This window comes from Lacrimispora algidixylanolytica, from assembly GCF_003609635.1.
Taxonomy (GTDB): domain Bacteria; phylum Bacillota; class Clostridia; order Lachnospirales; family Lachnospiraceae; genus Lacrimispora; species Lacrimispora algidixylanolytica.
Window position 1 is genome coordinate 129,254 of sequence record NZ_MCIA01000031.1, and the last position, 24,629, is coordinate 153,882.

The window sequence follows — 24,629 nt, forward strand, 5'->3', positions numbered from 1 at the left end:
ATTAAATCTTATCTGAAGTAGACATAGAATTTCTTTTTCCTTTAGTAATTTCGCGCTCAATAGAATGAATAAGCACCCTTATTATGCTTTTATATTCTATTTTCAACTTATTTAGTAAAGCAATTGCTTTTAACATATCAGCCTCTTCTCTTTTTATAGATATTTTGATGATAGAAAGTGTAAACCGTTCAGACTGTTTTGATAATTGGTTAATTCTTTCGACTAGCTCATCTGATATTTCTACGTCATATTCGAATTTCAGTATCTCTATTCTAAGCTTCATCATAAAAATATGATGTTCAATAAACTTAATTGTTCTCATATTTAGTTGATCTAGTGCCTCTGTAAAAATGTACAGAAGTTTGTCTTCCATTGCATCAAAAATATGAATACCAGTTTTATACTTGCATTCTGAATATAACGTATATCTGATATCATTTTTTACATAATCAACTCCATCTACGAATTCATTTAAATAAAACAGAATTTTTTCTAAATTTACCTTAGGCTTACTAGAATCATAAGGCAACTGAATATTACATACTGGATTACTTAAAATATCACAGTGTAATTTCAAACCGGATTCCTTTAATTGTTCAAGGTCTGGTTTTCTTGGATTGTAAAATGGTTTCAGATTATTGACGGTAGTACATGTTAAATCATCATCCAGTTTTACACCAATCATTAGCCAGTTATTATAATTCTTATTCTCTCCGTATACCTCTTGGTAAGATGTATTGATATCACTCATTGGAACCAGTTTTTCTGAATAATTTGTAAAATTAAAATAATCGCGTCCCTTAAAATTATATTGATCATCGTAATCGTATATCATTAAGGAGTGGAATGAATGAAAATAATTGTACGTGGCATAACTTGTTATGTAAAATGTATCCACATTGTAAATTATTGTATATCCCATATCTAAATAATGTTTAATTTTATCACTAATTAATGATGAATCTCCTTTCAAACAGTCACTAGATAATTCAAATCCTTTAAACACGTCAAAGTACTCATATTTCTGTGATTCAAAATAATCTATCCAGTTTGAATTGTCTTCTTCATCTGCATAACATCTAATAAAATTCTCCGCCAAAACAAAATGATAATTTTCTCCTCCAGCCAAAATACATGAAATGTAAAAATCATTATATGGTATAAAGGTTTTAGGAGGATATGGCATGCATCTTCTCATTTTAAAACTCCTATTCCATCGTAATTACTATTGATTCGTTCTACTTGCCATACTGAACATATCTATACATTTTCTACAATTATGACAGTATTGTCTACATTTGGATTTGTTGTTAAATAATCCTTCTAAAGACTGATTATCCACATAATATTCCTTAGCCATTGTGTTATCAAAAAGACTGACGTAATTTCCATCGTATTTTTCTGCATCATAGGCTTTTATTACGTCTGTTAGTACATTTATCGGCATTTTTCTTCCTACTATTCTGAATTCATTCGTAATTTCTACATAGTGATTCAAATCTTCTGGACGGATAACCGTGTTGGTAAGTAATGAATGCGGCTTCTTCCAATAATGATTTTTACATTTCAAATGATAGTCAAATGAATCTTTAGAATGTGCAGAATGATTCTGATGAAATCTTCTCCATGGACAGTCTCCAAGACAATGTTCATTCACCATAATCCTTAACTTTGCTTTTTTCAATGCTTTTTTCATTTCAAGAAGCAAGTCGATATTATAGTTACAGTTTATAGATGGAACTATAATGTCTGCTCCAATGTTTTCATAGTAGACTGCTGATCTGCAGGACTGGATTTCGCAAATAGCAGAAGCTATAAGCTGCATACTTGTACTTTCTTTTACCTCAGTCATGATAAATGGATGACTTGCAATGATTCCAGCAACCCCTATTTTTTCCAAATCTTTCAGATATGTCCTGATTTTGTCCCAATACTTATTGTTTGTAGTGCTCTCAATTCCACATGGAGAATTAAGAGCAATCTCAATAGTTACATTCTTTTCAGCTGCTGTTTCTACTAATGCCTCGATTTCACTAAGAATGTTCCAATATTGAGGACGCTCACCAGCTATCATTTCATCCAATCCACCAGTATATAGATATATAGAGTCAATTTGTTCACTTGTTTCTAACAGCTGCTCCAGCTCCTGTTTATTGCCACTAAAACCAACATTAAAAACCGGTTTCATATTTTTCCCTCTTTCTTTCCTAATATTTTGTTATCTATTACTTAACTGTCATACTGCATTAAAGACATAAACAAAAGGGATGACCAGCAGGATCGTACATAACCCGCCAATCATCCGAATATTGATCTTCTGCAATAACTGCACCACAGTTTACGGCATGATCTACTGCCCTTTCCAAATCATTCACCGTAAAGTCAATGTGGGCCATCTGCAGTTGAGCGTCTGGTCTCGATGGCCACACAGGTGGTACGTAATCTGGATTATTTTGAAACAGGATACCTGGGTAGACCCCATGTTCCGCTTCCGGATTGTATACCATTACATATTCCTCATCAATATTTCCGATTTTCCAATCTAGCAACGCTTCATAAAATTTTGCTAGTTTTAGAGGTTCCTTACAATCCAATGTTATTGAGTACATATTGATTTCTAATTCATTTCCCATAATACCTCCTATTCTATTGTTTATCATCTAAAAAGAGTTTACCATCCAGGTGGATGATAAACTCTTTAAACAATCTTACTTTATTTTATGTTGTATAATATTGTGCCTGTGCATTCCAGAGTTGGAAATACTTTCCTTCCTTATCCAAAATCAACTTTTCATGACCGCCATGTTGAATAATTCTTCCTTCGTTAAATACCACAATGTCATTACAAAAACGACAGGAAGATAGTCGATGGGAAATGAAAACTGCTGTTTTATCTCCTACCATATCATTCATCTTCTCATATATCTCTGATTCAGCAATTGGGTCTAGAGATGCGGTTGGCTCATCCAAAATGACAAAAGGTGCATCTTTATACAACGCTCGTGCAATTGCAATTTTTTGTGCTTCTCCTCCAGATATGTCCACACCACTTTTATTAAAATCTTTATAAATAGAAGTTTCCATCTCGTTTGGTAACGATTTTAATCGTTCACCAAAACCTGCTTTTACTAAGCACTCTTCAGCCAACTCTGCATCATAGTCAACTGCCGCCGATACATTTTGCCCCAGACTGAATGATAAAAGGTTGAAATCCTGAAACACTACACTGAACAAATCCATATACTCGCGATAATCGTATTCGCGAATATCAACTCCATTCAGATATATAGCTCCTTCTGTAGGGTCATATAAGCGACAGAACAATTTGATAAATGTAGTTTTACCAGAACCATTTTGTCCTACTACAGCAAGACGTTTTCCAATGTTAAATTTAAGTGACAGGTTTTTCAAAGCATATTTATCTGAAGATGGATATTTGAAACTGACATTACGAAATTCGATTGTATATTGATTCTCTTTCTTCTTTCCTGTGCTTTTATTGCCTAGATGCATTTCATTTGGTATATCAAGGAATTCATATACATTCATTAAAAATGGTGCATTGTTTTGCTGATTTCCAAAAAAACGAAGTAACCCAGACACTCCACCAGACAATGCTGTTGTTGCGCCAATATACTGTGTAATGGAACCTACGTCATATGCTCCTCCCCAAGCCTTCAGGCAGACGAAAATGTAAATAAGAAGAGTAAACACATGACTAACTGCTGTTGATGATGTATGAAAGAATCTCATTGGACGAAGAATTGTTGTTGCACGGTCTCCGTGAACCATTGCTTCATCAAGATACTTCTTTCCCATAACATCCTGACAGTAGATTCTGGTATCTAGAGCTCGTTCACGTTCTGGGGATGATTTGGTCATAAAAATTCTGTACTTTTCAAACATGGTTATGTCACCAGAATAATTAGCCCAATAAGAATTTCCTTTATTAATCAGCATCGGTACTGTAAATGTAACTGCCAGCATGGCTGTAACAAGAACAAGGATAAAGATTGGGTTATTTAATACGGTAAGTTTTCCTGCACTTTCGGGAACTTTGTATATAAATATAGAACAACTAAGTACAATGGCTCCAAGAATGGTTAAAACAGATTCTACTAGCAAGTCAAAGTCAGCTAATAATCCTCCAAGTCCCCAGGCTGGCCAGGTATCGCTTTGCTGGATTTTCCCTCTAAGGGTGTTTGTCTGAGCACTATCTACATCCTTAAAATTCATAGACAATAACTTGCCTGTATAGAATTTATCGCGTTTGTACCATAATGCTTTTCTTTCGTATGTTTTCCATTTTGACAAGCCGGCATTGACAATTGCCAATACCGCTGTTGTAACGAGTGAAAGCCAAACTAATAGTCTTAATGTTGCAACATCCCGTTCTCCTGCGATCTCATTAATAATTCTTGCCGTAAGATAAATGGCTACATAAGGTGTTAATGCTGTTGTTATGGAACAGAACGCAGAAGATAATAACATCATGGGGTACTTTTTCCACCATAAGCGATATCCTCGAAAACTCAGACTCATGACATTATAAAATGAAATTTTATCTACTTTCTTTTTCTTAAACACAAATTACGCCCCCCTTATCCGTGTTTTTTTTGGCTTGCACTTCACTATCACGGTAATATTGACTTTGAACCTCGAATAATTCATAATATTTCCCAACCTTTTGGAGTAGTTCGACATGAGAACCCTCCTCAAGGATCGTATTGTCACCAATTAGAATAATTCTATCGCAAAAACGAGTTGATGCAAGACGGTGTGATATGTAAACGGATGTACAATTTCCAGTAATCTCATTATATTTTTCATATATCTCACTTTCTGCAATTGAATCTAGTGATGCGGTAGGCTCGTCTAGTACAATGATCGGTGCATTTTTATACAATGCTCGAGCTAACATTAAACGTTGTGTTTCTCCACCTGACAAATTGATACCGTCATCAAAAATTTCCTTACCTAAATTAGTTTCATACTGTTTCGGTAATTTTTCAATATTCTCCGTCAACCCGACCTTGTTAACACACTTACGTACCTTATCCATATCTGTGGAATCAAGAGATTGTGATACATTTTGTGCAATTGAAATTGGTAGAATTGATGAATCCTGGAAAACTGCCGAGAAATGTTTGTAATAATCACGTCGATTGTATTTTTTAATGTTCTCCCCATTTAGTAAAACTTCACCTTCTGTAGGGTTATAAAAGCCACAGATTAACTTAACAAGTGTTGTTTTCCCTGCACCATTAAGTCCCACAACTGCCAGTTTTTCTCCAGGTTCAATCGTAAGATTAATATTCCTTAAGGTGTCCTGTTTTGCCCCAGGATAACGGAATGATACATTCTTTAATTCAATTTTATATTCACTGCTTAAATTTGGTTTTATTGCCTCACCTTTTTCGAAATCAAATGGTTCCGGATATTCAAGAAACTCCCGTAACGTAGATATCTCCAAGCTTTCCTTATGTAATTCAGTTACAACTGTGAGAATACCACTTACCCAAATTGTAATTCCTCCTACTGCCGTATAAAGAAGTAGAAATTTAGATGCAGAAAGTCCATTATGTAAAACCAGCCCAATTAAATAGATATAGGCAATTCCATTACGTGTGAATGAAAGTATTACATCTGCCACATTACCCATAATATAAACTTTTTGTTCTCTGGCAATAAACGATTGATACAGCCTAAGTGTGCTGCTATATATATCTTCCAGCCAGCTTCCCATGTTGAATAGACGAATATCTTTTGCTATATTAGCTTTTCCAGCATAATTAGATATATAATTCATTTTCTGTGAAAACTCTGCTTCTTCATTCCTGTGATCATAGCTCCATTTGCTGACACGTTTATTAAACAGAAATCCAACAACGGTGGTGACCATTATCACAGCAATAATTCTATAATCAATATAGGAAAATATGACAAGATAAATAATGAAACCAGATAAGTTTTTCATAAGATCAGATAGTTTGAGCCAAAAAGCCAATGTTGTAGAATCATTTCCAATATTATACATATTAGCTCTATCCAGCTTTTTCAGTACATCCTGATTCTCTGTAAGAGGATAAGAGGACTTGACGATTTTCTGCGTAATTTTAGATGATATGATAATTCTAAACAAGTTATGTTCAAATGGAATAATTGTAAGAAAAAAAGTTTGCATTGTATCTACTAGTAGTAATGCTCCAGCAAACAGTAAGATTGTTATGACCAGTTTTTCTAGCGGAACAACTGATTCTACTTGATCTAAAATAACGGGTATGACAAGAAGCTTTAAAAGACTTAGTACCACAGCTAGTAAAGACGTTAGTAGGCAAAGTATTACTACCAGTTTACGCTCTTTCCACCCAAGCTTAACCATATAAATAATGTTTTGAACCACATTATACTTAGGCTTTAGTGAATCGCCTTGACATTTGTCACTTGTTACATTAAGCATATTCATTTCCTTTCTTATTCCTCTTTCATATTCACAATGACTATGAAATCTTTTTGGGGTGACTATAATAATATGACATATTTTTCACGTTACTTCAACTTTATTGATATTTTTAATAGAGGGAATACAAATCATTACATTCATACTCCCTCCTAACTCTTCTCTAATAATTCCCTTTTTCCCCGCAACCTAGAGCAACTGGTCAATTTACTCACTTTAATATTTTTATCACTTTTCGTAAGAGATGTATTCGTTCACACACTCTTTCATCTCTGAAAGTATTTTCTTTTCTATTTCAATGATACTTATAATGTGTGATGAAATTTTTTCTTTTGTTTTTTCAAGTCTTCTTGGTTCATAAAAGAGTCTTACTATCATATGTTGAACTTTCAGCCACATATCGCTAACATGGTATAATAGCGTATATATTTCCTTACGTTTTTCATCCTCTTTTGTTAGCTTATTGTATAAACCTTCTAATAAAAATGCAAGCTGATATCGATAATCAGATATTGCTTTCAAACCATTTGTAATGGTACATAAATAGATATCTTCCGGAATGTCGAATAAATCTGAACCGTTTTTAGTTTTACGGATATCTTCATCAAATACTTGGACCATTTTTATTCCTTCCATAATAGAATCCTCTTTGGATATAATATATTTCATCAAGCCATTCATATCCATATTTTGTGGATCGGTAGTAGATGTATAATAATAAAAATCTCCATATTCGAATACGTTTTCAGGTACTAGAAATGTCTCGTATCCTTTTATAAATGGATCGGTACACCAGATTCCTTCTTCCGTATAACCAGTTAATGCGCAGGCATGCCATATTGATGCTACATGATATCCTCTATGCCAAGGGCAGCATTGGCAATCTATGGTCATAACCACAGTCTGATATTTATCTATGTATCTCTTCAGATTTTCTACGGTCACATCTTTTTTTGGTATTTTCTTTCGACTTACTTCTAAATACTCAGAACTTATCATCTTCATATATTCTTCGTATGAGTAAACTGCCAAATCCTTGTTGTCAGGATTGTAGTCAAATCGCCACGAATTTACGAACATAGTTTTGAAATCCAAATTCATTGATGTATATACTAATTCCATAGTCATTAAAAAGCAGTCCATATGTGAATAAATTCCACTGTTTCGCTCCACTGTATCACAGCCTTTCTTTTCTATTAAATACATTTCGTTATTCATATACTCAATTAATCTTCATCCTGTCGAAAACCATTTTTTCAATCACTGACAAATGAAAATTACCTTGTGTTGTCAACAAAATCTCTTTTTCATTTTCTTCAATATACTCTTTCTCTTTAAGTATCTCAAAGATATTGCTGAAAGAATTGTATATGTGCTTTCCATAACGTTCCATATAATAGTTCTTACTAATCTTTCCACACCTTAAAGAATACACGATCTCACGAGCGATCTTATCCGTCATGTTTAGTTTTCTGTTTGCTTCTATGCTGCTGATTCCTGCCTTCTGTTTTTCAATATATTTTTTCACATTGCTTACATTGGAAAAAATCTGCTCCTGGTAATAACTATTGGCACCTGCACCAAAGCCAATCCATTCACCACCATTTATCTGAAGTCTGCTGTAAAGATGGTTGATACGCCCTGTACCGTTAAAATGATAAATGGAGAATCTTTCAAATCCTTTGGAGAGGAATAGCTCTTTTGCAGTTTCAAATACCTCTACCTGTTTTTCCAACGGAGCCATTTTACTGAAAACTGTTTCATAATTATTGTACAGAACAGTTTTAGCTTCCATACGTAGTGGATATAGGGAGAAATAGTTGATTCCCATTTCCAATGCCAAATTAATATCACGAATAGTTGTTGTTGGATCGGATAGTGGTAGATTACAAATGAGATCAATTCCTAATGTATGTAGATTATACTTTTGAGCCTCATTGAATAACTCTTTCAATTGTTCTATATTGGTAGCTCTGTTTACTCCCTGTAGTATTTTTTCATCAAATGTCTGTATTCCTAAATTCAAAGACAGTTTTCCGTATTCTGTAATTGTCTTAATATGTTCAATTGTTATTGAAGCAGGACTTGATTCAAATACAATCTCTTTTTCTTTTAAATCTGGTATACATTCATTTAGTACATTTAATATTTTCTTTAAGTGCTGTGTATTAATCACGGAAGGAGTTCCACCGCCGAAATGAATACATCTGACATTCTTTTGCTTCAACAGATTCTTGCGATTTTCTAATTCCATTACCAAAGCATCAACATAACTGTCAAGTAACTCCCCAGTGTAATTTTGATAGGTTTCGATAGAACAGAAAAAGCATTTTTTCTCACAAAATGGTATATGTATATACACTGAAATATCTGATTCAAATGATACATTCTGTGAGTTATCCGAAACATCTAGGCTGATGTTTGGCTGAAAATATACTGTATTATCATTAACATTTTCACTCATTCTAAACCACCTGATTTCATCATTATTATCATTCCCTTTCATTCTTTTGGAAGGCACACAAAAAGGAATGAATTTATGTGCCTTCATACTTTAATTATCTTAATACAATACTATCTCGGTACTCATCAACTATGGCACTGCCACTATGGATAAGATCATTCAGCATAGGAACTGCTGCTTTATGGAGTTTCTTCCATCTCTTATCAGCATGATAGATATCAATGAGCGAATATGGATTTGGAATGTTGCATTCTTCGCAACGTTCTCTAAATAACTCTAACCGTCTGTAAATCTCTTCACGGCATGGCTGACAGTTTAGCTTATAATAAGTACACATTAACATCTCGTTATACTTGTCTTCATATATACTCTCATAACCGTATATTTTCTCCCAGCTCTCGGAATCTACTTGACCACTTGGATAGAAGTAAAATGGATGTGGATCTACTTCATAAAGATTATCTTTAATCTCTCTTAGTAAATCTAATGTCTCATGAAAATCTTCTTTAGTTTCACCTGGAAATCCTACTACCCAAAATGTAGAAATCTTTAAACCAGCATCAGCCAGATTCTGTAGATTGGATTTTATTTTTTCTATTGTTATTCTCTTATCCATTAGATCAAGAACATGTTGTGATCCACTCTCAATACCTAATCTCACACGATATAGTCCTGCTTTTCTCCACTTTTTTACCTTTTCCATATCTTCGGCCATATCGCATACTCGAAGATAGGTATCCCAATAAAAACGTTCTTCTGGTGGTACCTCAAGTAAAGCATCCGCCAGTTTATCAATATTAGGATTTAGCAATGAATCGGTAAGTACAATAATGTTTTTTCCGTATTTTTTCGTAAGACTACGTAATTCAAATACAACCTTTTCCTCTCTCTTGTTACGATATTTCCCCCACTGTACAGTTTCACTGCAGAAACCACACTGAAATGGACAGCTCCTTGAAGAATACGCAACTAACTGAGGATATGAATTCATATCAAAATCCGAAAAGTCTGGTAATGGTATATCATCTAAACATACCTTTTTCACTGTCTTATCGCTCACAATAATTCTAGGTACATTTTTAAAGTTTGATTCTAATAAATTCAGTAAAATAATTTCACCCTCACCAAGTAGAAAATAATCAATGTATGTTGCTTTTCGAGCAAATGTTTCTAGTTCTAATGAATTTGAGTTAAACTGATCTGCAAAAATTCCACCTCCCATTACAGTCTTAACCTCTGGGAAATATTTTTTTACAAATTTAAAAGCAAATATACTAGGTCCCAGTGTTAAGCTGTAACAGGATATTCCATAGACATCAAAATCTTTTTCTTTGATATCATTAATAAGATACTCAGCAAGCAGCGCGTAAAATTGTTCCACCAGCTCACATAAATTCTCAATCGCTTCATCAGTTGCTTCATAGAAAAAATTATTAAGAATCAGTTGTCTAACCAGTTCATGATAATCATTTAAACTAAAATCATCTCGATTATTATAAGCGATTAGATGTGCCATTAGCACATCATATCCAACCATTGCAATATTTCCCATTCTGTCTACTGGCGTATAGGATTTCATTAATGCTATATATCGGCCACCAAAATCAAATAATGATGATATTGCATTATAATCTTTAGTACGAACACTATATCCATTTTGTTCAAGATAAGATTTCAGACATGCTATCCCCATCGGCGGCGTAAGCGGACTCCAGAAGGGCATAATAGACAACTTGACCTTATAAGGCTTCTCCTTTTGCATATCTCTACCCTCTTTCTCTCCCTAGTAAATCATACGTTTTATTTAAAGTATCAAGTTTGGAGGGTAAACTATATTCATCGGGTACCTCAATATCAAATTTACTTTCTATTCCTATAACATAACTAACAAATGAAATAGAATCCATTCCGAGTTTATCAATAAAACTATCATCATCTCCAATATCAATTGTCTGATTAGGGAAGATTGCAGCCAAAACCTCTATAATACCTTTTCTTTCCATCTCCATTGCACTCACCTCAAAACTATTTAAATTTAATCTTTTTTACTTAAAATGGATTACTTAAGAGATTATATCTTCTCAGCAGTTACAAAAAAGTATCTTCCGAAGAAGAAATCTGTATCAATGTCAATTACTTTAAATCCTGACTGTTCTAACATTAATACAAGCTCGCCATAGTGTACAAAGCGATAGTAGATGTCAATATCAGGATAAACGCTTTCACCCTGATACTCGTTAAACTGATAATGCAAGTGACAACGCTGTTCCCATGGCTCAATGGATGTACTTAATGTAATAAGAAATGGAATATCATTCTTATCACGAAATCTCTTATAAGTAACATAGCTATCTGGATTATATAAACATTCTGGATGCGACATCGCTATACTTACTGGTTTTGCAATATCAAAATATAATCTTCCACCTTTTCTAAGATTTCTATTGCAGTTCTTTAAACATTCCATCTGCATTTTCTGATTTTCTAATGCAATAAACATACCATCAGGTATACCGATCATATCAAAAGGTTCATCTGCAACGAATTTCGTACAGTCCTGTCTAAGTAATGTGATATTATCTGAAACGTATTTTTCTTCTTTTTTTAATTTGTCATTTACAATATCATGCATGTATGATGAAATGTCCAAGCTAGTAACTTTATAGCCTAAACGTGCTAAAGGAATTGTCAACATACCTGTTGCAGTTGCAAACTCCAGAACACGACCATCAGTAGTTCTCTTGGCTCCCTCTAGAAATGGCTTATTGATAAGGTCAATATTCTTACGCTTCCAAACACCAAATGTAGGAAGGTAGTCATATAAATTAGCTAAATTATATTCATAGTAAATCTTTGGCTCGTCCATTAATTCCTTATTCATATATATTATCCTCCTTATTTTATTCTTTATATTTTTTTAATTACAAAGAATAATGCGTTAAATAGTGATTTATTGCTTGAACTTAAGTATTCTGCCGGCCTGACTTTCTTTACTTGGAAATGTTCTTCTGGTATGTACATATCTTTGGATATACAGTAAGGCATTGCATTATGATACCCTTCTGTATCTGTAGAGATATCTGTACTACGGCATTTCATAAATAATAATCCATCCTTATTCAGAAGCTTATTGATTTGTTCAAAGTAAAGATTTCTTTCTGATGGATCGATACTGTGATAACAGCCTCTATCAAAAATATAATCATAAGTATCCTCTAATTTTGTATGAAGAATATTATCTTCCTGAAAGCGTATACCTGGTTCATTAATCTGGGCACTAGAAAAAGCATATGGTACTAAATCAATTCCAGTTACATTAAATCCTCTTTTGTGTAGCCATATAGCCTGTCTTCCAGAACCTGTTCCTACATCTAAGAATTTCCCAGAAGTGATATTTTCACTTCTAAGTTCCTCATCTAAATCTGGGTCAATTTCTAACTGGTTCCACATAATCACCTCAGGATTGGCACCTAAGTATGCAGCATGGAAACCTGTAATAAAATAAGGAGTCATTTTTGTATTGTGAATCTCCTTGTAGATGCTTCTTACTGTTAAGATATCAATGTTGAAAGAAAGGAAGATAATCTTATCAATTGTTTCGATTTTACCCAGGTCTCTGATATCTGTTAAAATTTCTTCTGTAACTTCTTGAATCATTGAATTGTTAATTGCATCTAAAATTGCTGATTTTATAAATATTAAGGCCGTGTTAGGTTTTTGCCCTGTTAATTTATTTTTCATATCAACAACAGAATCTGCAAATAAAAAATCATTTGTGCTAACTGCCTCTTCCTGTTCTTGAAAGTTCCAGCCTCCTATTATTCTACAATCTAAATCAACAATTTTATTCTGAATAATTTCATGGGAATAATTATTGAAATTACCCAGTATTATTACATCATTCTCCTTTACAATCTGTTCAATCAAATGAATACCTCCTCAAACTCTATGTTTAAGCTTATTTTAGTACGAATTTTTTCAATTCATTGTAGTTGTAAATAATCTCTGGTATTAATTTTTCATCGTCAATTTCAACATCATATATGTCTTCAATTTCGATAACAAGTTTGATAATATTGATTGAATCATAACCGATAATTCTCATATCGTTTTCCCAAGCATTATCTCCTGGCAATTTGCTTAATCCAATAATTTCAAGAATCTTCTTTAAAAACTTCACTTCTTCTGGATCATATCCTTCAAAGAGACTATTATCTTCTGTTGTTTTGAATAAATCATTTAATGCATTATAGTCTGTTTTTCCACTGATTGATGTTGGAAATTCATCTACTTTCAGGATATGTACTGGAATCATGTGTGGCGGCATTGCTTTTTTTAAGAAGTCTTTCAAGACAGCTACATCAATTTCATCTTTTCCAATGTAACATGCATTGATTTGTTTTTTATCTGCGTCAAATACAACAGCACTTACATCAATACCATCATATTTCAGCATTGTATTTTCAATTTCTTTTACTTCAACTCTTTTTCCATAGAATGCAATCTGAGTATCCATCCTACCGTGGAAATAATAGTTTCCGTCTTCTCCAAGAGATACTAAGTCACCTGTTTTATATGTTCTTTGGTTTGTTTCTTTGTCAATTAGGAATGCGACTTCTGTTTCTTTATCATTACCTACATATCCTCTACCTACGCAGATACCAGTAACTAAAAGTTCACCTGGCTCATCTACGCCACATTTGCTACCATCAGGTTTTACGATGGTCATTTTTGCATTACTAATTGGCTTACCAATAGGAATCGGATCAAAGTCACTGTTTTTATCCATTACTAAGTGGATAATATCGTCAGAAGCTTCCGTTGGTCCATAAGCGTTAACAAGTGTAATATCTGGTAATACATTAAAAATTTGATCTGCCAATGTTCTTGTTAAAGATTCTCCCGTAGATACTAAACATTTTAAATCTGTAAATTCTTTGGAGAAGGTTTTAATCTCATGAATTACTAATGCTAAGTAAGTAGGTACAGCCTCTAATACTTGAATATGATAATCATATAAAGTGTTTCGGAAACTCTTCAGATTTAAAAGTGCGCTTTCTTGGAAGATAACACTTGTAGCACCTACACATAATGGAGCCAACATCTGCCATACAGAAACATCAAAACTGATAGATGCATTATTTGCTACAATACTGGAATCTGTAAGATTCAGTAAACGGATTTTTTCTGATAAATGGTTGTTCATACCAACATGTTCAACCATTGCACCTTTTGGTAATCCAGTTGAGCCAGAAGTGAAAAGAATATAAGCTAATAAGCGATCTTCGATTACATTTTCTGGAACATAATCATCTGGAATGTTTTTATCATTTAATACGTCATGGACATCGATTGCTGGTAGTGTAATTTCATCAATTCTTTCCTTACTGTCTCGAATTACATATTGGGCCTTAGAAATATCAGCCATATAGTTTGCTCTTTGTACAGGTGTCTTCATATCAATTGGTAGAAAGGCAGCTCCTGCTTTTAAAATACCTAAAACAGTAACAACTGCACAGTAGGATCGATCCATATATACTGCGACAACATTTTCCTTTCCAATTGATTTTTCTGCTAAAAATTTAGCTACTTTGTTACTCATTACATTAACTTCCTCATAAGTCAATCTCATTTTATCGTCAATAATTGCTACTTTATCCCTATATGTTTTTACATTCTCTGCGAAACTTTGATATACATTATTTACTCTCATATCTTCTTATCCTTTCTTAGTACCTTTGGTACTCTGCTTTTATTAATACGATTTATTAAGAATAGAATTATACTTTAGATAAAACCACCTCCCTTAATCGTCCCACTTGTTTTGTTACCCAATATCTGAATTCGTGGAGCTTAATTTTTTTCTATCAATTTTACCGTTAACTGTATAAGGCAGAGATGACAGAAATACATATTTCTGGGGTAACATATATAATGGAAGCTTAGTAATCAGATATTGTTTTACATCTTCAGCGCTACAGTCTTTATCTGTTACCATATAGGCACATATATAATCCAGCTTCGTTTCCCGGATTAATATAACTGCAGCATCTTTTATGCTTTCGTGTTGGACAAGGAAGGATTCAATCTCCTCAAGTTCGATTCTGTATCCATTGAATTTAATTTGATGGTCATTTCTTCCAATAAACGTCATTTCTCCATCATCCTGTAAGACTGCCAAATCATTTGACTTATACATCTTGCCAGGTTTTTCACCGTAAATATCCTCCACAAAGCATTTATCAGTTAATTCTTTCTTATTGATATAACCATCTGTAACATTCAGACCAGCTATATAGATTTCTCCTATTTCATCTAACCGAGCAGGTGTCATATCTTCCTTCAGCAAATAAATATCTACGTTATCCGTAGGAATGCCAATTGGAACTGTACTTTTTGTATCCTTTTCAATATCATATTTGTGTGATGTACAGCCAATTGTCGTTTCAGTAGGTCCATATAAATTAAAAAATGTGATTCGGTCAGAAAATAACTTACAGATTCTCCTTGCCACACTAGTTTTTAATGTCTCTCCTCCTGTTACGATAACTTTTATGTTGCTTTTACTTACATCAAGTTCTTCTATAATTCGTAAATGTGATGGTGTAAGTATCAGAACGTCAACAAGATTATCCATTATTATTTTGCTAAGGGCATATCCACTATTTGAATAGTCATATGTCACTATTCCATTTCCAGAAATCAATGGTACAAGCACTGATATCACGGTCATATCAAAGGCTAAGGAGGCGTATAATGCAAACATAACCGGTTTCTCAAAGTTCAGACTGGTGACATACTGGTCCTTTGCCCATACTATAAAGTTCACTAAATTGTAGTGGGATACGACAACCCCTTTGGGTTTCCCTGTTGAACCTGACGTATAAATGATGTAGGCATAATCCTCACACCTGACTTTTTCAAGAACTGTATCATTCTCATCCTGTTTGGCGTTCATAAGTTCTTCAATTACTTCGTATACAAATGTTTCAGTTAAGAGTTTGGCAACTTTTCCCCACTCAGGATCATTCTTTACTTTATCCAGGTATTTTTGGCTTATCAGAATCAAATCTGGCTGACTATCTAATAAAATACTCTCATTTCGATATGGACCGCCTTTGATATCAAGCGGTACATAGGCTGATTTTGCTTTTAATACACCCATTACCGCAGAAACAGATTCCACAGAATTCTGAATCAGGATAGCAACTCGTTTGCTAACTTTGGGCACTTCTTCAACATATCTTGCTATTTTGGTAACAAAAAAAGAAAGCTGCTCGTATGACAACTCTCTCTCTTTATCTTTTACCGCAATATTATTTGGACTTTCTATCACATACTTGTCAAACAAATCGACTATCGTCTGCCCACCTTCTCTATGCTTTACTGGCCCCCTTAGAATTGCTTTGGGAGGTTTTTTTTCACATTCTATCCCCATTTACTTCTCCTCCTTTCTCTTATTACTCTTTTCATTTTTCTCTTCTGTTTTTACTTTTAACGATACTATTAATTTCGTTACCTCTTCCTCAGCCTTTGCAATATCTAGTAATTGTTCAGACGCCCTCTTCGCATAGTAAGCCGTTTGATCTGAATAGTATCCTTTCACAATAAAAACAACAACCATTTTCCATTGTTCTGATATGGAATCTATTTTTGATTGTATGTCTAATAGAGATTTACTGTATGCTGTAAATATATTTGATAGATAATAAAATAAATCTCCCAAATTTTTTCTGCCATATTCCATAAATTTTAATCCAATCATAAAATCAGAATAATCCAAATCGGAATACCGTTCTTTTTCGCTTTCTAAAAAGGTTATATTATACACATCTTTTGCAAAGATTCTTATACTGTCACTATTCTCAAGTTTATGATTTTTTTCCAGTTCCTGTATCATCTGTGCCAAGACATTATGTAAATTGAGTTCTTTCTTTGGCTTAACTGCTCTAAATATCAAAATTCCTCTGTAGTCTTCAAGATTCTCTAATTCCAGCTTAATTAAATCCTGAGTAAGAAATCCATCTACACATGACATAGTTTTGTCATTGATATCCGTGACCAGAAATGTGTGTAGCTTGTTTACCTTATTATAATACTGTTCATACCAAGGTATATAATAGGTACTAGAAATAATTGCAACTGGATTACTTTCTTTTAAATTTCTTCTAATATGCGATAATAATTCTTCCTTGGTTAGATCCGTCACATACTCTACATCCAGTCCAATGAAATCCTTAAGGTAATTCAATTCTTTCGTGAAATTTTTAAGGTATGTAGGATAATTGCAACTGGTTCGTAACTTACTTAACACCCCTTCTCCCTCTACTATTTTAGGAGAATAAGTAAAATTCAGCCCTTTGGCATGCAAATACATATGTTCTTTGCCAAAGTAATCGGCTACACTTTTTACAATATCATCAATACATAAATACCCTCTTTTATGATACGGTTGAATTTCGCTTAACATTTTTTATCTCCACTTGACAAGTAATTATTTTTTCTCTAATTTCATTATCAGCCAACAGGATTTCCCCCTTACTTTCTTAGACTTTCTGGTAACTCTCCGTATCTTGCTCCTAGAAAACCTGCTGAAAAATGAGGCATCCAGCCATGAACATTAAATTTTTTGTATCTATCAAATCCTGCAACTAACATGCCAGAACGATCATATCTTCCCTTGTTAATCCATATCCAGAACTCAGAATCTGGTGTCTTGTTATAGAGATAACGAAATCTTCCAATAAACACCATATATATTCCAAGGCTAAACAATACCTTTTTCTCTTCTCGAAATTGTCTTGTTATATCAATACCAGACTCACGAATAAATTCTGGTGAAGCAGTTGCTTTGGATTTGAACCATAAATCTTTTGGTTCAATACTTTCTTCAGCCAGAACATCATCAAGTGCCCAGTTTTCCAAACGCAATAGTGTTCCTAGCTGTCTCTGAGTTAAGTCTTTTGGTACACAAAGGATCATTTCATTATTATTGTTTGCTTCTTCGATTTCTTGTTTTGTAAATGGACATTCTTCCAGTGAAAATACTTCTCCTGTAATATCTGTAATGCCCATACCAATATACCACTGTTCCATTTCTTTTCTTAATGTAATGGGAGATGTAGGGTCTAGCTGGCCTTCATTCACAAAAGACCATACTTGTCTTCTATCTACTTTCTTATCGTCGATAAGCTGTTTGACTAATTGTGTATAAATCTCATTCATTTCTTTTCCTCCATCATCATCATCATATTTTATATCCGGTCTTAACAGATACTGCCTTATGAAATCTAAAATATGACAGACTTGAAATATCAACATCAATGCTCTTTCCTGTTATGATTTTACTAAGCAAATAACCACAAGCCAATCCATGCGTAATACCATGTCCATTGAAACCTGCAATACAATACATTCCTGAAGGACCATACGGACCAACAATTGGAAGATCATCTATTGTTGTTTCGTAAAAACCAGCCCACTTAGAAATCAGTTTTTTATCATAGAGGTCTGGTACTCGCTCTATTGCTTTTTTACAATGCTTAATTTCCCAGTCTAAATCAATTTCAGCAAATGACACCTCCTCTTTGCGATAAGGCCGGCTATAACCTGACAGTACTCCACCTGATTCCCAGTGAAATCCTGTTCCTTCATCCCCAAAGATAATAACCGGCATATCTTTACTGATCCAGGAAACTGGTTCTGTTACCCATACCTGCTGAAGGGACGGTTCTATGGGAATCGAGTTATTAGTCATCTGGCCAATCTGCTTCGCAAATGGTCCTGCTGCATTTACAACAATTGATGTCTCAATTTCTCCCTCATCCAATATAACCTTATTTATTTTTTCATTCTTTGTTTCGATGTCGCAAACCGTCTTGTCACATAAAATCTTCACATTTTGCTTATAAAGCTCTTTTTTTATGATTCCTAGTAACATTGACACATTTAAAAGACCATCATCACGGCAATAAGTAGTTAGCAAAACATCGTCTACACGAATATTACCAAACATTTTTGCCGTTTGTCTGGATGAAAGAATCTGGGCATTGACTGACATTTCTCTCTGAAATTTAACAGCCTCTTCTGCCTCATTTAAGGATTTCTCCTCGGTGAAGGCAAATGCATATCCACAAGGATTAAATTGTATATTACAATGGCTTTCCTTTTCTAGCTCATGCATCATTTCTCTATTTAACATAGATAACATAATATTTTCTCTAGAAGAAAACTGTTGTCTGATTCCACCAGCACACCGCATAGTTGTATAACCGCCTATATAGCTTTCACGCTCGACTATACAAACTTTCAATCCTTGTTTTGACAAATAGTAGGCTGCACTTAATCCCATAATTCCGGCTCCAATAATGACAGCATCAACGTGATCGATTATTGTATTTGCCATTGACACACTCCTTTTTTTCTTCTAAAAAACATACATATCACTCATAACTCTGAAAGCATGTTTAATTTATTTCTCTCCAGTATTTTGACGGTTTTTACCAGCTTCAAGCACCGTCATTAATCCATCGTAAAATGTTTTTGGAGAATGAAATAAATCAGGAGTAATCAGACTATCTGGAAAGTTAATTCCAAATTCCCCTTCCAATACTATCATGATTTCAATCACCCTAAATGAATTAATACCTAAATCCAACATGGTAACATTCATTTGTTTCTCCGTAAATTCTTCTATTGTGTAACGTTTTAAAATGTCAATGTACTTTGTTAAGTAACCGTTATCCATACATTTCCTCCTTCACAATATCACCAAAGTTATTCTGGAACCATTCTTGTTTTTCGCAGTTCTTGTTTTGTACTACACAGTAACTATTCGTATTATTAAATGCGAGTATGATTTCTCCTTCTATTAACTTGCTTTTCTCTTGAAGGCTGACATTATATAGTATCCATTTACTGTTCTGCTCAAATTTGTACACTACATAATCATATTTCTTAGTAAAGACAACGCATCCTTGTGCATTAAAATATTTCTTAAATGCTGCCAGTAAAAATACTGCGCGGTCTTTTGTTCCACTTGTCTGATGTCGAATACATTGATCAGCAGTCATGAGCCTATCATTCTCAGGAAAAATTGATTCCGTTCCCATCTGATCTACGTATTGATAAATCTCTTCTTCATTGCGAAAATTTACGTTTCCCCAATTACTTTGGATACTCCAGTAAATATAGGTTTCTGGCTTTGAAACACACAATGTCTGATTCGCATATCTTATCCATGGATATATGCTTGATTTTGTGCAATCCCCACTCCTTAAAACAGTATTTCTGAAATCATCTGTGTCAAGATTAGGGTTTACAGTCATGATCTCACTCTCTTTAACTATTGGATTGTATGTAGGCAAAAAAGTATTTTGGGCAATCAGATTATATTCCTCCAATAAAAGATGACTAATCTCAGCATCATTTCCTTTAAAGTCAATGAACCATTCTGCCCCAAAAACCCTGTTTATTGTTCCAGAAGGATAAATTGTGCTTTGACTGCAAAGTGTTAAATTATCATGGCTGATAAAAAACAGTTTATTCTCAACCGTTTTTACAATCAGATAATCCTGATTTATAATACGAAATTGAACCAAATGAGACGCTCTAAATCCATACCATCGAAGTAGTACATACAGGGTAGACATAAAAAAATTACAGCTTACTGCAATTCTCTTTCCTTCCTCTTTACCCGATAGAATTTCTTCTATTCCATACCAAGGTGCCAGATATTTACTTGCCCAAGTATTGTCACGGTCAGGCCGGGTTATTTGCAAATGGAACTTATCCATGAGAATATCATAGATGTATTTTAAATTCTGTTCGGAATTTTCACTTGGAAGCTCTAACTGACGGCATATATTTGGTATTACTGGGGACATCATAGTTGTCATTATGCTTGCACATTCTAATTGTATATGAGCTTCTCTAAAGCGAATATTTCTTGTTATAGCACGAGCCAACTGAATATGTTGTAATTCCTCATCTTCACTTTCCTCCTCTTTTAGAAGCGTATTTTTCCACCATGGCTCATCCTGTTTCAAAACCATTTGCCAGTTTACTTTTTTTCTCAGAGCTGGCTGGTAAAAACGCTCAATGCTTACAATTTTGATTTTTTTACTTTCTACATCTTCTTTTACACATAGTAGTAAATCCGCTAAATACTCCTTACCTTCCTGATACTGTACTTTTACCAGACATCTAATTTCACAACTGTTTTTTATTATGTATGATTCATCCAAGGTAATCCGGCAACGCTTTACCTTATATACCATAAAATAGTCTTCAAACCATTTATTCATTGACTGTTTTGCAACATCATCTTCTACCATCAGTAATCTAAGCCACTCCTCTTTATTGCCAGAAAAAATACTGTTCTTTAATCTGGTTACCAAATCAGTGAACTTACTATTCATCATGTTCCCTAGCTTCTTGACTAGTATTTACATTGAATTCATATTGCTTACAGTATTCAATGAAAAAAGAAGGTGAGTCTATTAATTTAATGGCTAACTCATCATCTTCTATCACAATATGAAATGTTTTTTCAATTTCAACAATCAGCTGCAATGCAATAAGTGAATCAATATTCAGATTTTCTATTAAATTTCCTTTGAAAAATCCATTTTCATCAACTTGGACATCTAATACTTTCTTAAAGATATCCAATAACTTACTCGCAACACTTTCAAACATATATCCCGCCCCCTAACATTGATTTTCGTATAAAAATTCTAGTCCTTCTTTATAAGTAGGATAAATAAACTCATAATTCAAAGTCTGTTTTATGAGACTATTATCCATTGCGATATTTAATGTTCTAAGCCCATGAATACTTAACATGATTCGTTCACTGATCTCCATTTCCTTTTTTAGTTGAACACACGTTGTCTTACTTAAGGCTTCAACATACTGATAAAACTCTAATTGATGCACTGGCAAGTCATCACAGAGATTAAAAATTCCTTTCGGAAAGAATTTGGTGCATTTAGTTAGAATATTTATAACATCTTTAATATGTATTTTGGCTGTATTATTCATGCCATCTCCTATTAAAGTAATCCCCTTAGAACATGCTTGAAATGGATTGGCCTCCTTCTCGCCATATACTTCTCCTAAACGAAATATTGCATAGTTTTCTGACAAATTCATAACTGTCTTCTCCATCTCCATCGTGATTTCCCCAAAAGGATGATTAGTAATTGGCTTACTGCTCTCGATATGAGGTGTCTGTGTATCTGAATAAACTGCGCTATTACTTGCCACTACCACTGGTATCTTGGGATTCCTTTTAAATTCCTGAAGCAAGTTCTCGGTGCCTCGTACATAAAGATTATAGGTATTATGATAGGTGGAATGTATTCCTGCCAGATGATACACGAACTCTATATCTTCTGCTATATCACGTAAGCTCACTGGGTCTGTTAACTCCCCATAGTAAGGAATCAGACCTAACTCAATTAAGGATTGGGCTTTAACCTTCTCTGAAGGTCTAATAAGTCCCCTTATTTTGTATTCGCTAGCTAGTAACTGCTTACACAATCTACTTCCAATATATCCTGTACAACCTGTTATCAGAATCATTTTAGACCTCTCTTCTACACACTTCTTTTCTTCTTTCCATACCTACCCGTATCAATCGAACTTACAAATAGAACTTTCTTTGGTACTTTATAATTTGGCAACGCCGTCTCGCAGCACTTGATAATATCTCGTTCCTGTAAGGAGTGTCCTTGTTTCATTACAACTTTAACTCCTAACATATCATTGCCTGCATAATTTTGGTACTTGTATGCCACAGCATCCTCAACTGCTTCATTTTTCATAATTACCTGTTCTACTTCTAACGGATTGACCAGATGTCCAGCTATGTTTATCGTTTCTGTCAGACGTCCTTTAATTTCTAAATAACCCGTTTCATTTATTGCTCCAATATCTCCCGTTTTGATCCATCCATCATAGAAAACCTTGTTATTTAATTCTTCATTACGATAATATTTTGAAGAAATCATATCCCCTTTTACAACAATTTCTCCTTCACCTTCTGTATTCTCATCTATCAAGGAAATCTCACACCCATGAAGTGGCCTTCCCACATATTTTCTCAGACTCGCTATGTCTGTAGCGTCATTGTATGCAATGGATCCCGCTTCTGAAGAACAGTAAATTGAATGAAGGCCTTGTACTGATTTTTTATAGAAGCTTAGGAAATCTTCTTCACTTAAGTAAGAGGAACTAGTGAGACAAAGTCTAACGTTCTTCCAGGTATTTTCCGTACATAATTCGCTATCAGCCATGAGCTTATAATAAAATGGTACTGCAAAAAAGACAGTAACCTTTTGCGTTATAACATTACTAAGTACCTTCCCTGGTATTGTAGATTTTGAAACAAAAATTCTGGTCCCAGAAAGTAATGCAGGCATCAGTACCGTATTTAGTGCAGCTGGTAACATTAAGGAAATTGGTGTATAAATAACATCTTTCTCTGATAATCCTAATGCCTCACCAAGAACGAGAATATTATTGGCCATATTTTCTTTACTGTACATTACACATTTGGGAAGTCCCGTTGTTCCTGATGTATAAAGCATCTGCATAATATCGTCTGTTGTGTCAATTTCCCCCTTTCCAGTACAATAGCAAGTATATTCAAGTAATACAGGTATTCTTTCCTTGATATCATTTAGCACCAGTTCTTGTGAAGATATGACTGCATGAGCGTTACTACTATAAAGCACACTGGTAATAACGTCCGGATGAGTAGAAACATCTATTGGAATCATAATACAATCTAATTCACATAAGGCAAAATATATCCCCACAAAATCCATTATTTCGTTTATATATACAACAACCTTATATCTTTTCTTGATTCCACAACGTTCTAATACTAATTTCCACTTATCCATATTTTTTTTAATATCTGAATATGTGTATGTATTTTCATCTACTGTAAGTATTATGTAGTCTGGTTTTTCATTTATAAACTTGTATAAAGTCTGAAGTAATCTCATATTTCATGCTCCTTAACCTAAAATATTGCAAACCCTAGATAGTACCTCCTAAATTACCAGTCAAATATTACTTCTTTACTTAGGCCAGCTTTTCGAAAATATTCAATATTTTCTGTATGCACATGTGGCAGTGTAACCTCATCCATTGTTACCACACCATTCTTCAGTAATGTTTCAGCCTGGGTAAAAGAATCATAGTTATCCCAACTTATTCTTTCTTCCATGATAGATTTCCATGACACTGGATTTTGTAATTCTATTTTTACCCCATTGTCAGATTGTATTACTTCTTCAAATTCCCATACCTGTAGCATTATTTTTTCCATCATTCCATGTGTATCTGCTAATGAAACAGGTATGTCGGATAACAAAATTTGTTTAGTGAACTCATTAACCAAGCTGATAATAGGCAAGAATAATCCACTGTCGACGTCAACATCAAATGTACTGTATACTTTACAGCAACCATATTCATCTTGATTATCTGTTATAGGAGAGGTAACCACCTTTTGACCTTTTTTCAGATGTAGTGATGGGATTTCTTCGTTTACCACAGATACAGAAAATAAACAATACAATTCTTTGTAAAGAATTGTATCGTTAAAAAAGAAATTCTTTTGTTCAGTTGCTAATGTCATAAGATTATGTAGTTTTTTACGATTAATTAATTTTTTCATACTCATCCCGA

General features: G+C 33.9%; 22 protein-coding genes. All 22 read right to left on the bottom strand.

Annotated elements, in window-relative coordinates:
• Position 1: 1 nt before the first annotated feature.
• Complete coding sequence (locus tag BET01_RS15675) at positions 2–1,198, bottom strand: hypothetical protein (protein WP_120197750.1); 1,197 nt, start codon at positions 1,196–1,198, stop codon at positions 2–4.
• Between the two features lie 27 nt (positions 1,199–1,225).
• Positions 1,226–2,188, bottom strand: coding sequence for a U32 family peptidase (locus BET01_RS15680; protein WP_120197751.1), 963 nt, complete (start codon positions 2,186–2,188; stop codon positions 1,226–1,228).
• A gap of 58 nt (positions 2,189–2,246) precedes the next feature.
• Positions 2,247–2,633, bottom strand: coding sequence for a VOC family protein (locus tag BET01_RS15685; protein WP_120197752.1), 387 nt, complete (start codon positions 2,631–2,633; stop codon positions 2,247–2,249).
• 85 nt (positions 2,634–2,718) lie between these two features.
• Positions 2,719–4,587, bottom strand: coding sequence for an ABC transporter ATP-binding protein (locus tag BET01_RS15690; RefSeq protein ID WP_243117246.1), 1,869 nt, complete (start codon positions 4,585–4,587; stop codon positions 2,719–2,721).
• Positions 4,580–6,460 carry an ABC transporter ATP-binding protein gene (locus BET01_RS15695; protein WP_120197753.1) on the bottom strand — a complete coding sequence of 627 codons (1,881 nt, stop codon included), beginning with the start codon at positions 6,458–6,460 and terminating at the stop codon, positions 4,580–4,582. The genes BET01_RS15690 and BET01_RS15695 overlap by 8 nt, the downstream gene beginning before the upstream one ends.
• Before the next feature lie 228 nt (positions 6,461–6,688).
• Positions 6,689–7,678: a C39 family peptidase gene (locus BET01_RS15700; protein WP_120197754.1), complete on the bottom strand. Its 990-nt coding sequence runs from the start codon at positions 7,676–7,678 to the stop codon at positions 6,689–6,691.
• Between the two features lie 4 nt (positions 7,679–7,682).
• On the bottom strand, positions 7,683–9,011 hold the full coding sequence (locus tag BET01_RS15705) for a coproporphyrinogen-III oxidase family protein (RefSeq protein WP_120197755.1): 1,329 nt from the start codon (positions 9,009–9,011) through the stop codon (positions 7,683–7,685).
• Between the two features lie 7 nt (positions 9,012–9,018).
• Positions 9,019–10,686: a B12-binding domain-containing radical SAM protein gene (locus BET01_RS15710; protein WP_120197756.1), complete on the bottom strand. Its 1,668-nt coding sequence runs from the start codon at positions 10,684–10,686 to the stop codon at positions 9,019–9,021.
• Between the two features lie 4 nt (positions 10,687–10,690).
• Entirely contained in the window at positions 10,691–10,933 is a 243-nt protein-coding gene (locus tag BET01_RS15715; RefSeq protein ID WP_120197757.1) for an acyl carrier protein, read from the bottom strand.
• A gap of 62 nt (positions 10,934–10,995) precedes the next feature.
• Positions 10,996–11,805 carry a class I SAM-dependent methyltransferase gene (locus tag BET01_RS15720; protein WP_120197758.1) on the bottom strand — a complete coding sequence of 270 codons (810 nt, stop codon included), beginning with the start codon at positions 11,803–11,805 and terminating at the stop codon, positions 10,996–10,998.
• 26 nt (positions 11,806–11,831) lie between these two features.
• The gene (locus BET01_RS15725; protein WP_120197759.1) at positions 11,832–12,851 is read right to left on the bottom strand and encodes a class I SAM-dependent methyltransferase; all 1,020 of its coding nucleotides are present in this window, start codon (positions 12,849–12,851) and stop codon (positions 11,832–11,834) included.
• A gap of 31 nt (positions 12,852–12,882) precedes the next feature.
• Entirely contained in the window at positions 12,883–14,637 is a 1,755-nt protein-coding gene (locus BET01_RS15730) for an amino acid adenylation domain-containing protein (RefSeq protein ID WP_120197760.1), read from the bottom strand.
• A 114-nt stretch (positions 14,638–14,751) separates the two neighbouring features.
• Positions 14,752–16,362, bottom strand: a complete 1,611-nt coding sequence (locus BET01_RS15735; protein ID WP_120197761.1) for an amino acid adenylation domain-containing protein — start codon at positions 16,360–16,362, stop codon at positions 14,752–14,754.
• Positions 16,363–17,394, bottom strand: a complete 1,032-nt coding sequence (locus BET01_RS15740) for a hypothetical protein (RefSeq protein WP_120197762.1) — start codon at positions 17,392–17,394, stop codon at positions 16,363–16,365.
• 68 nt (positions 17,395–17,462) lie between these two features.
• The gene (locus BET01_RS15745; RefSeq protein ID WP_147422824.1) at positions 17,463–18,149 is read right to left on the bottom strand and encodes a hypothetical protein; all 687 of its coding nucleotides are present in this window, start codon (positions 18,147–18,149) and stop codon (positions 17,463–17,465) included.
• A 22-nt stretch (positions 18,150–18,171) separates the two neighbouring features.
• On the bottom strand, positions 18,172–19,329 hold the full coding sequence (locus BET01_RS15750) for an NAD(P)/FAD-dependent oxidoreductase (RefSeq protein WP_120197764.1): 1,158 nt from the start codon (positions 19,327–19,329) through the stop codon (positions 18,172–18,174).
• A gap of 66 nt (positions 19,330–19,395) precedes the next feature.
• On the bottom strand, positions 19,396–19,671 hold the full coding sequence (locus tag BET01_RS15755; protein ID WP_120197765.1) for an acyl carrier protein: 276 nt from the start codon (positions 19,669–19,671) through the stop codon (positions 19,396–19,398).
• Entirely contained in the window at positions 19,664–21,346 is a 1,683-nt protein-coding gene (locus BET01_RS15760; protein ID WP_120197766.1) for a hypothetical protein, read from the bottom strand. The genes BET01_RS15755 and BET01_RS15760 overlap by 8 nt, the downstream gene beginning before the upstream one ends.
• On the bottom strand, positions 21,336–21,623 hold the full coding sequence (locus BET01_RS15765) for an acyl carrier protein (RefSeq protein ID WP_120197767.1): 288 nt from the start codon (positions 21,621–21,623) through the stop codon (positions 21,336–21,338). The genes BET01_RS15760 and BET01_RS15765 overlap by 11 nt, the downstream gene beginning before the upstream one ends.
• 12 nt (positions 21,624–21,635) lie before the next feature.
• Complete coding sequence (locus BET01_RS15770) at positions 21,636–22,511, bottom strand: NAD-dependent epimerase/dehydratase family protein (protein WP_120197768.1); 876 nt, start codon at positions 22,509–22,511, stop codon at positions 21,636–21,638.
• 14 nt (positions 22,512–22,525) lie between these two features.
• On the bottom strand, positions 22,526–23,941 hold the full coding sequence (locus BET01_RS15775) for a class I adenylate-forming enzyme family protein (RefSeq protein WP_120197769.1): 1,416 nt from the start codon (positions 23,939–23,941) through the stop codon (positions 22,526–22,528).
• Between the two features lie 53 nt (positions 23,942–23,994).
• The gene (locus BET01_RS15780) at positions 23,995–24,618 is read right to left on the bottom strand and encodes a hypothetical protein (protein ID WP_147422825.1); all 624 of its coding nucleotides are present in this window, start codon (positions 24,616–24,618) and stop codon (positions 23,995–23,997) included.
• Between the last annotated feature and the right edge of the window lie 11 nt (positions 24,619–24,629).

Bases quoted from the DNA above. Each gene is read 5' to 3' on its own strand.
- BET01_RS15675 (WP_120197750.1), bottom strand. From the start codon at position 1,198: ATGAGAAGATGCATGCCATATCCTCCTAAAACCTTTATACCATATAAT.
- BET01_RS15680 (WP_120197751.1), bottom strand. From the start codon at position 2,188: ATGAAACCGGTTTTTAATGTTGGTTTTAGTGGCAATAAACAGGAGCTG.
- BET01_RS15685 (WP_120197752.1), bottom strand. From the start codon at position 2,633: ATGGGAAATGAATTAGAAATCAATATGTACTCAATAACATTGGATTGT.
- BET01_RS15695 (WP_120197753.1), bottom strand. From the start codon at position 6,460: ATGCTTAATGTAACAAGTGACAAATGTCAAGGCGATTCACTAAAGCCT.
- BET01_RS15700 (WP_120197754.1), bottom strand. From the start codon at position 7,678: ATGAATAACGAAATGTATTTAATAGAAAAGAAAGGCTGTGATACAGTG.
- BET01_RS15705 (WP_120197755.1), bottom strand. From the start codon at position 9,011: ATGAAGGCACATAAATTCATTCCTTTTTGTGTGCCTTCCAAAAGAATG.
- BET01_RS15710 (WP_120197756.1), bottom strand. From the start codon at position 10,686: ATGCAAAAGGAGAAGCCTTATAAGGTCAAGTTGTCTATTATGCCCTTC.
- BET01_RS15715 (WP_120197757.1), bottom strand. From the start codon at position 10,933: ATGGAGATGGAAAGAAAAGGTATTATAGAGGTTTTGGCTGCAATCTTC.
- BET01_RS15720 (WP_120197758.1), bottom strand. From the start codon at position 11,805: ATGAATAAGGAATTAATGGACGAGCCAAAGATTTACTATGAATATAAT.
- BET01_RS15730 (WP_120197760.1), bottom strand. From the start codon at position 14,637: ATGAGAGTAAATAATGTATATCAAAGTTTCGCAGAGAATGTAAAAACA.
- BET01_RS15735 (WP_120197761.1), bottom strand. From the start codon at position 16,362: ATGGGGATAGAATGTGAAAAAAAACCTCCCAAAGCAATTCTAAGGGGG.
- BET01_RS15740 (WP_120197762.1), bottom strand. From the start codon at position 17,394: ATGTTAAGCGAAATTCAACCGTATCATAAAAGAGGGTATTTATGTATT.
- BET01_RS15745 (WP_147422824.1), bottom strand. From the start codon at position 18,149: ATGAATGAGATTTATACACAATTAGTCAAACAGCTTATCGACGATAAG.
- BET01_RS15750 (WP_120197764.1), bottom strand. From the start codon at position 19,329: ATGGCAAATACAATAATCGATCACGTTGATGCTGTCATTATTGGAGCC.
- BET01_RS15755 (WP_120197765.1), bottom strand. From the start codon at position 19,671: ATGGATAACGGTTACTTAACAAAGTACATTGACATTTTAAAACGTTAC.
- BET01_RS15760 (WP_120197766.1), bottom strand. From the start codon at position 21,346: ATGATGAATAGTAAGTTCACTGATTTGGTAACCAGATTAAAGAACAGT.
- BET01_RS15765 (WP_120197767.1), bottom strand. From the start codon at position 21,623: ATGTTTGAAAGTGTTGCGAGTAAGTTATTGGATATCTTTAAGAAAGTA.
- BET01_RS15770 (WP_120197768.1), bottom strand. From the start codon at position 22,511: ATGATTCTGATAACAGGTTGTACAGGATATATTGGAAGTAGATTGTGT.
- BET01_RS15775 (WP_120197769.1), bottom strand. From the start codon at position 23,941: ATGAGATTACTTCAGACTTTATACAAGTTTATAAATGAAAAACCAGAC.
- BET01_RS15780 (WP_147422825.1), bottom strand. From the start codon at position 24,618: ATGAAAAAATTAATTAATCGTAAAAAACTACATAATCTTATGACATTA.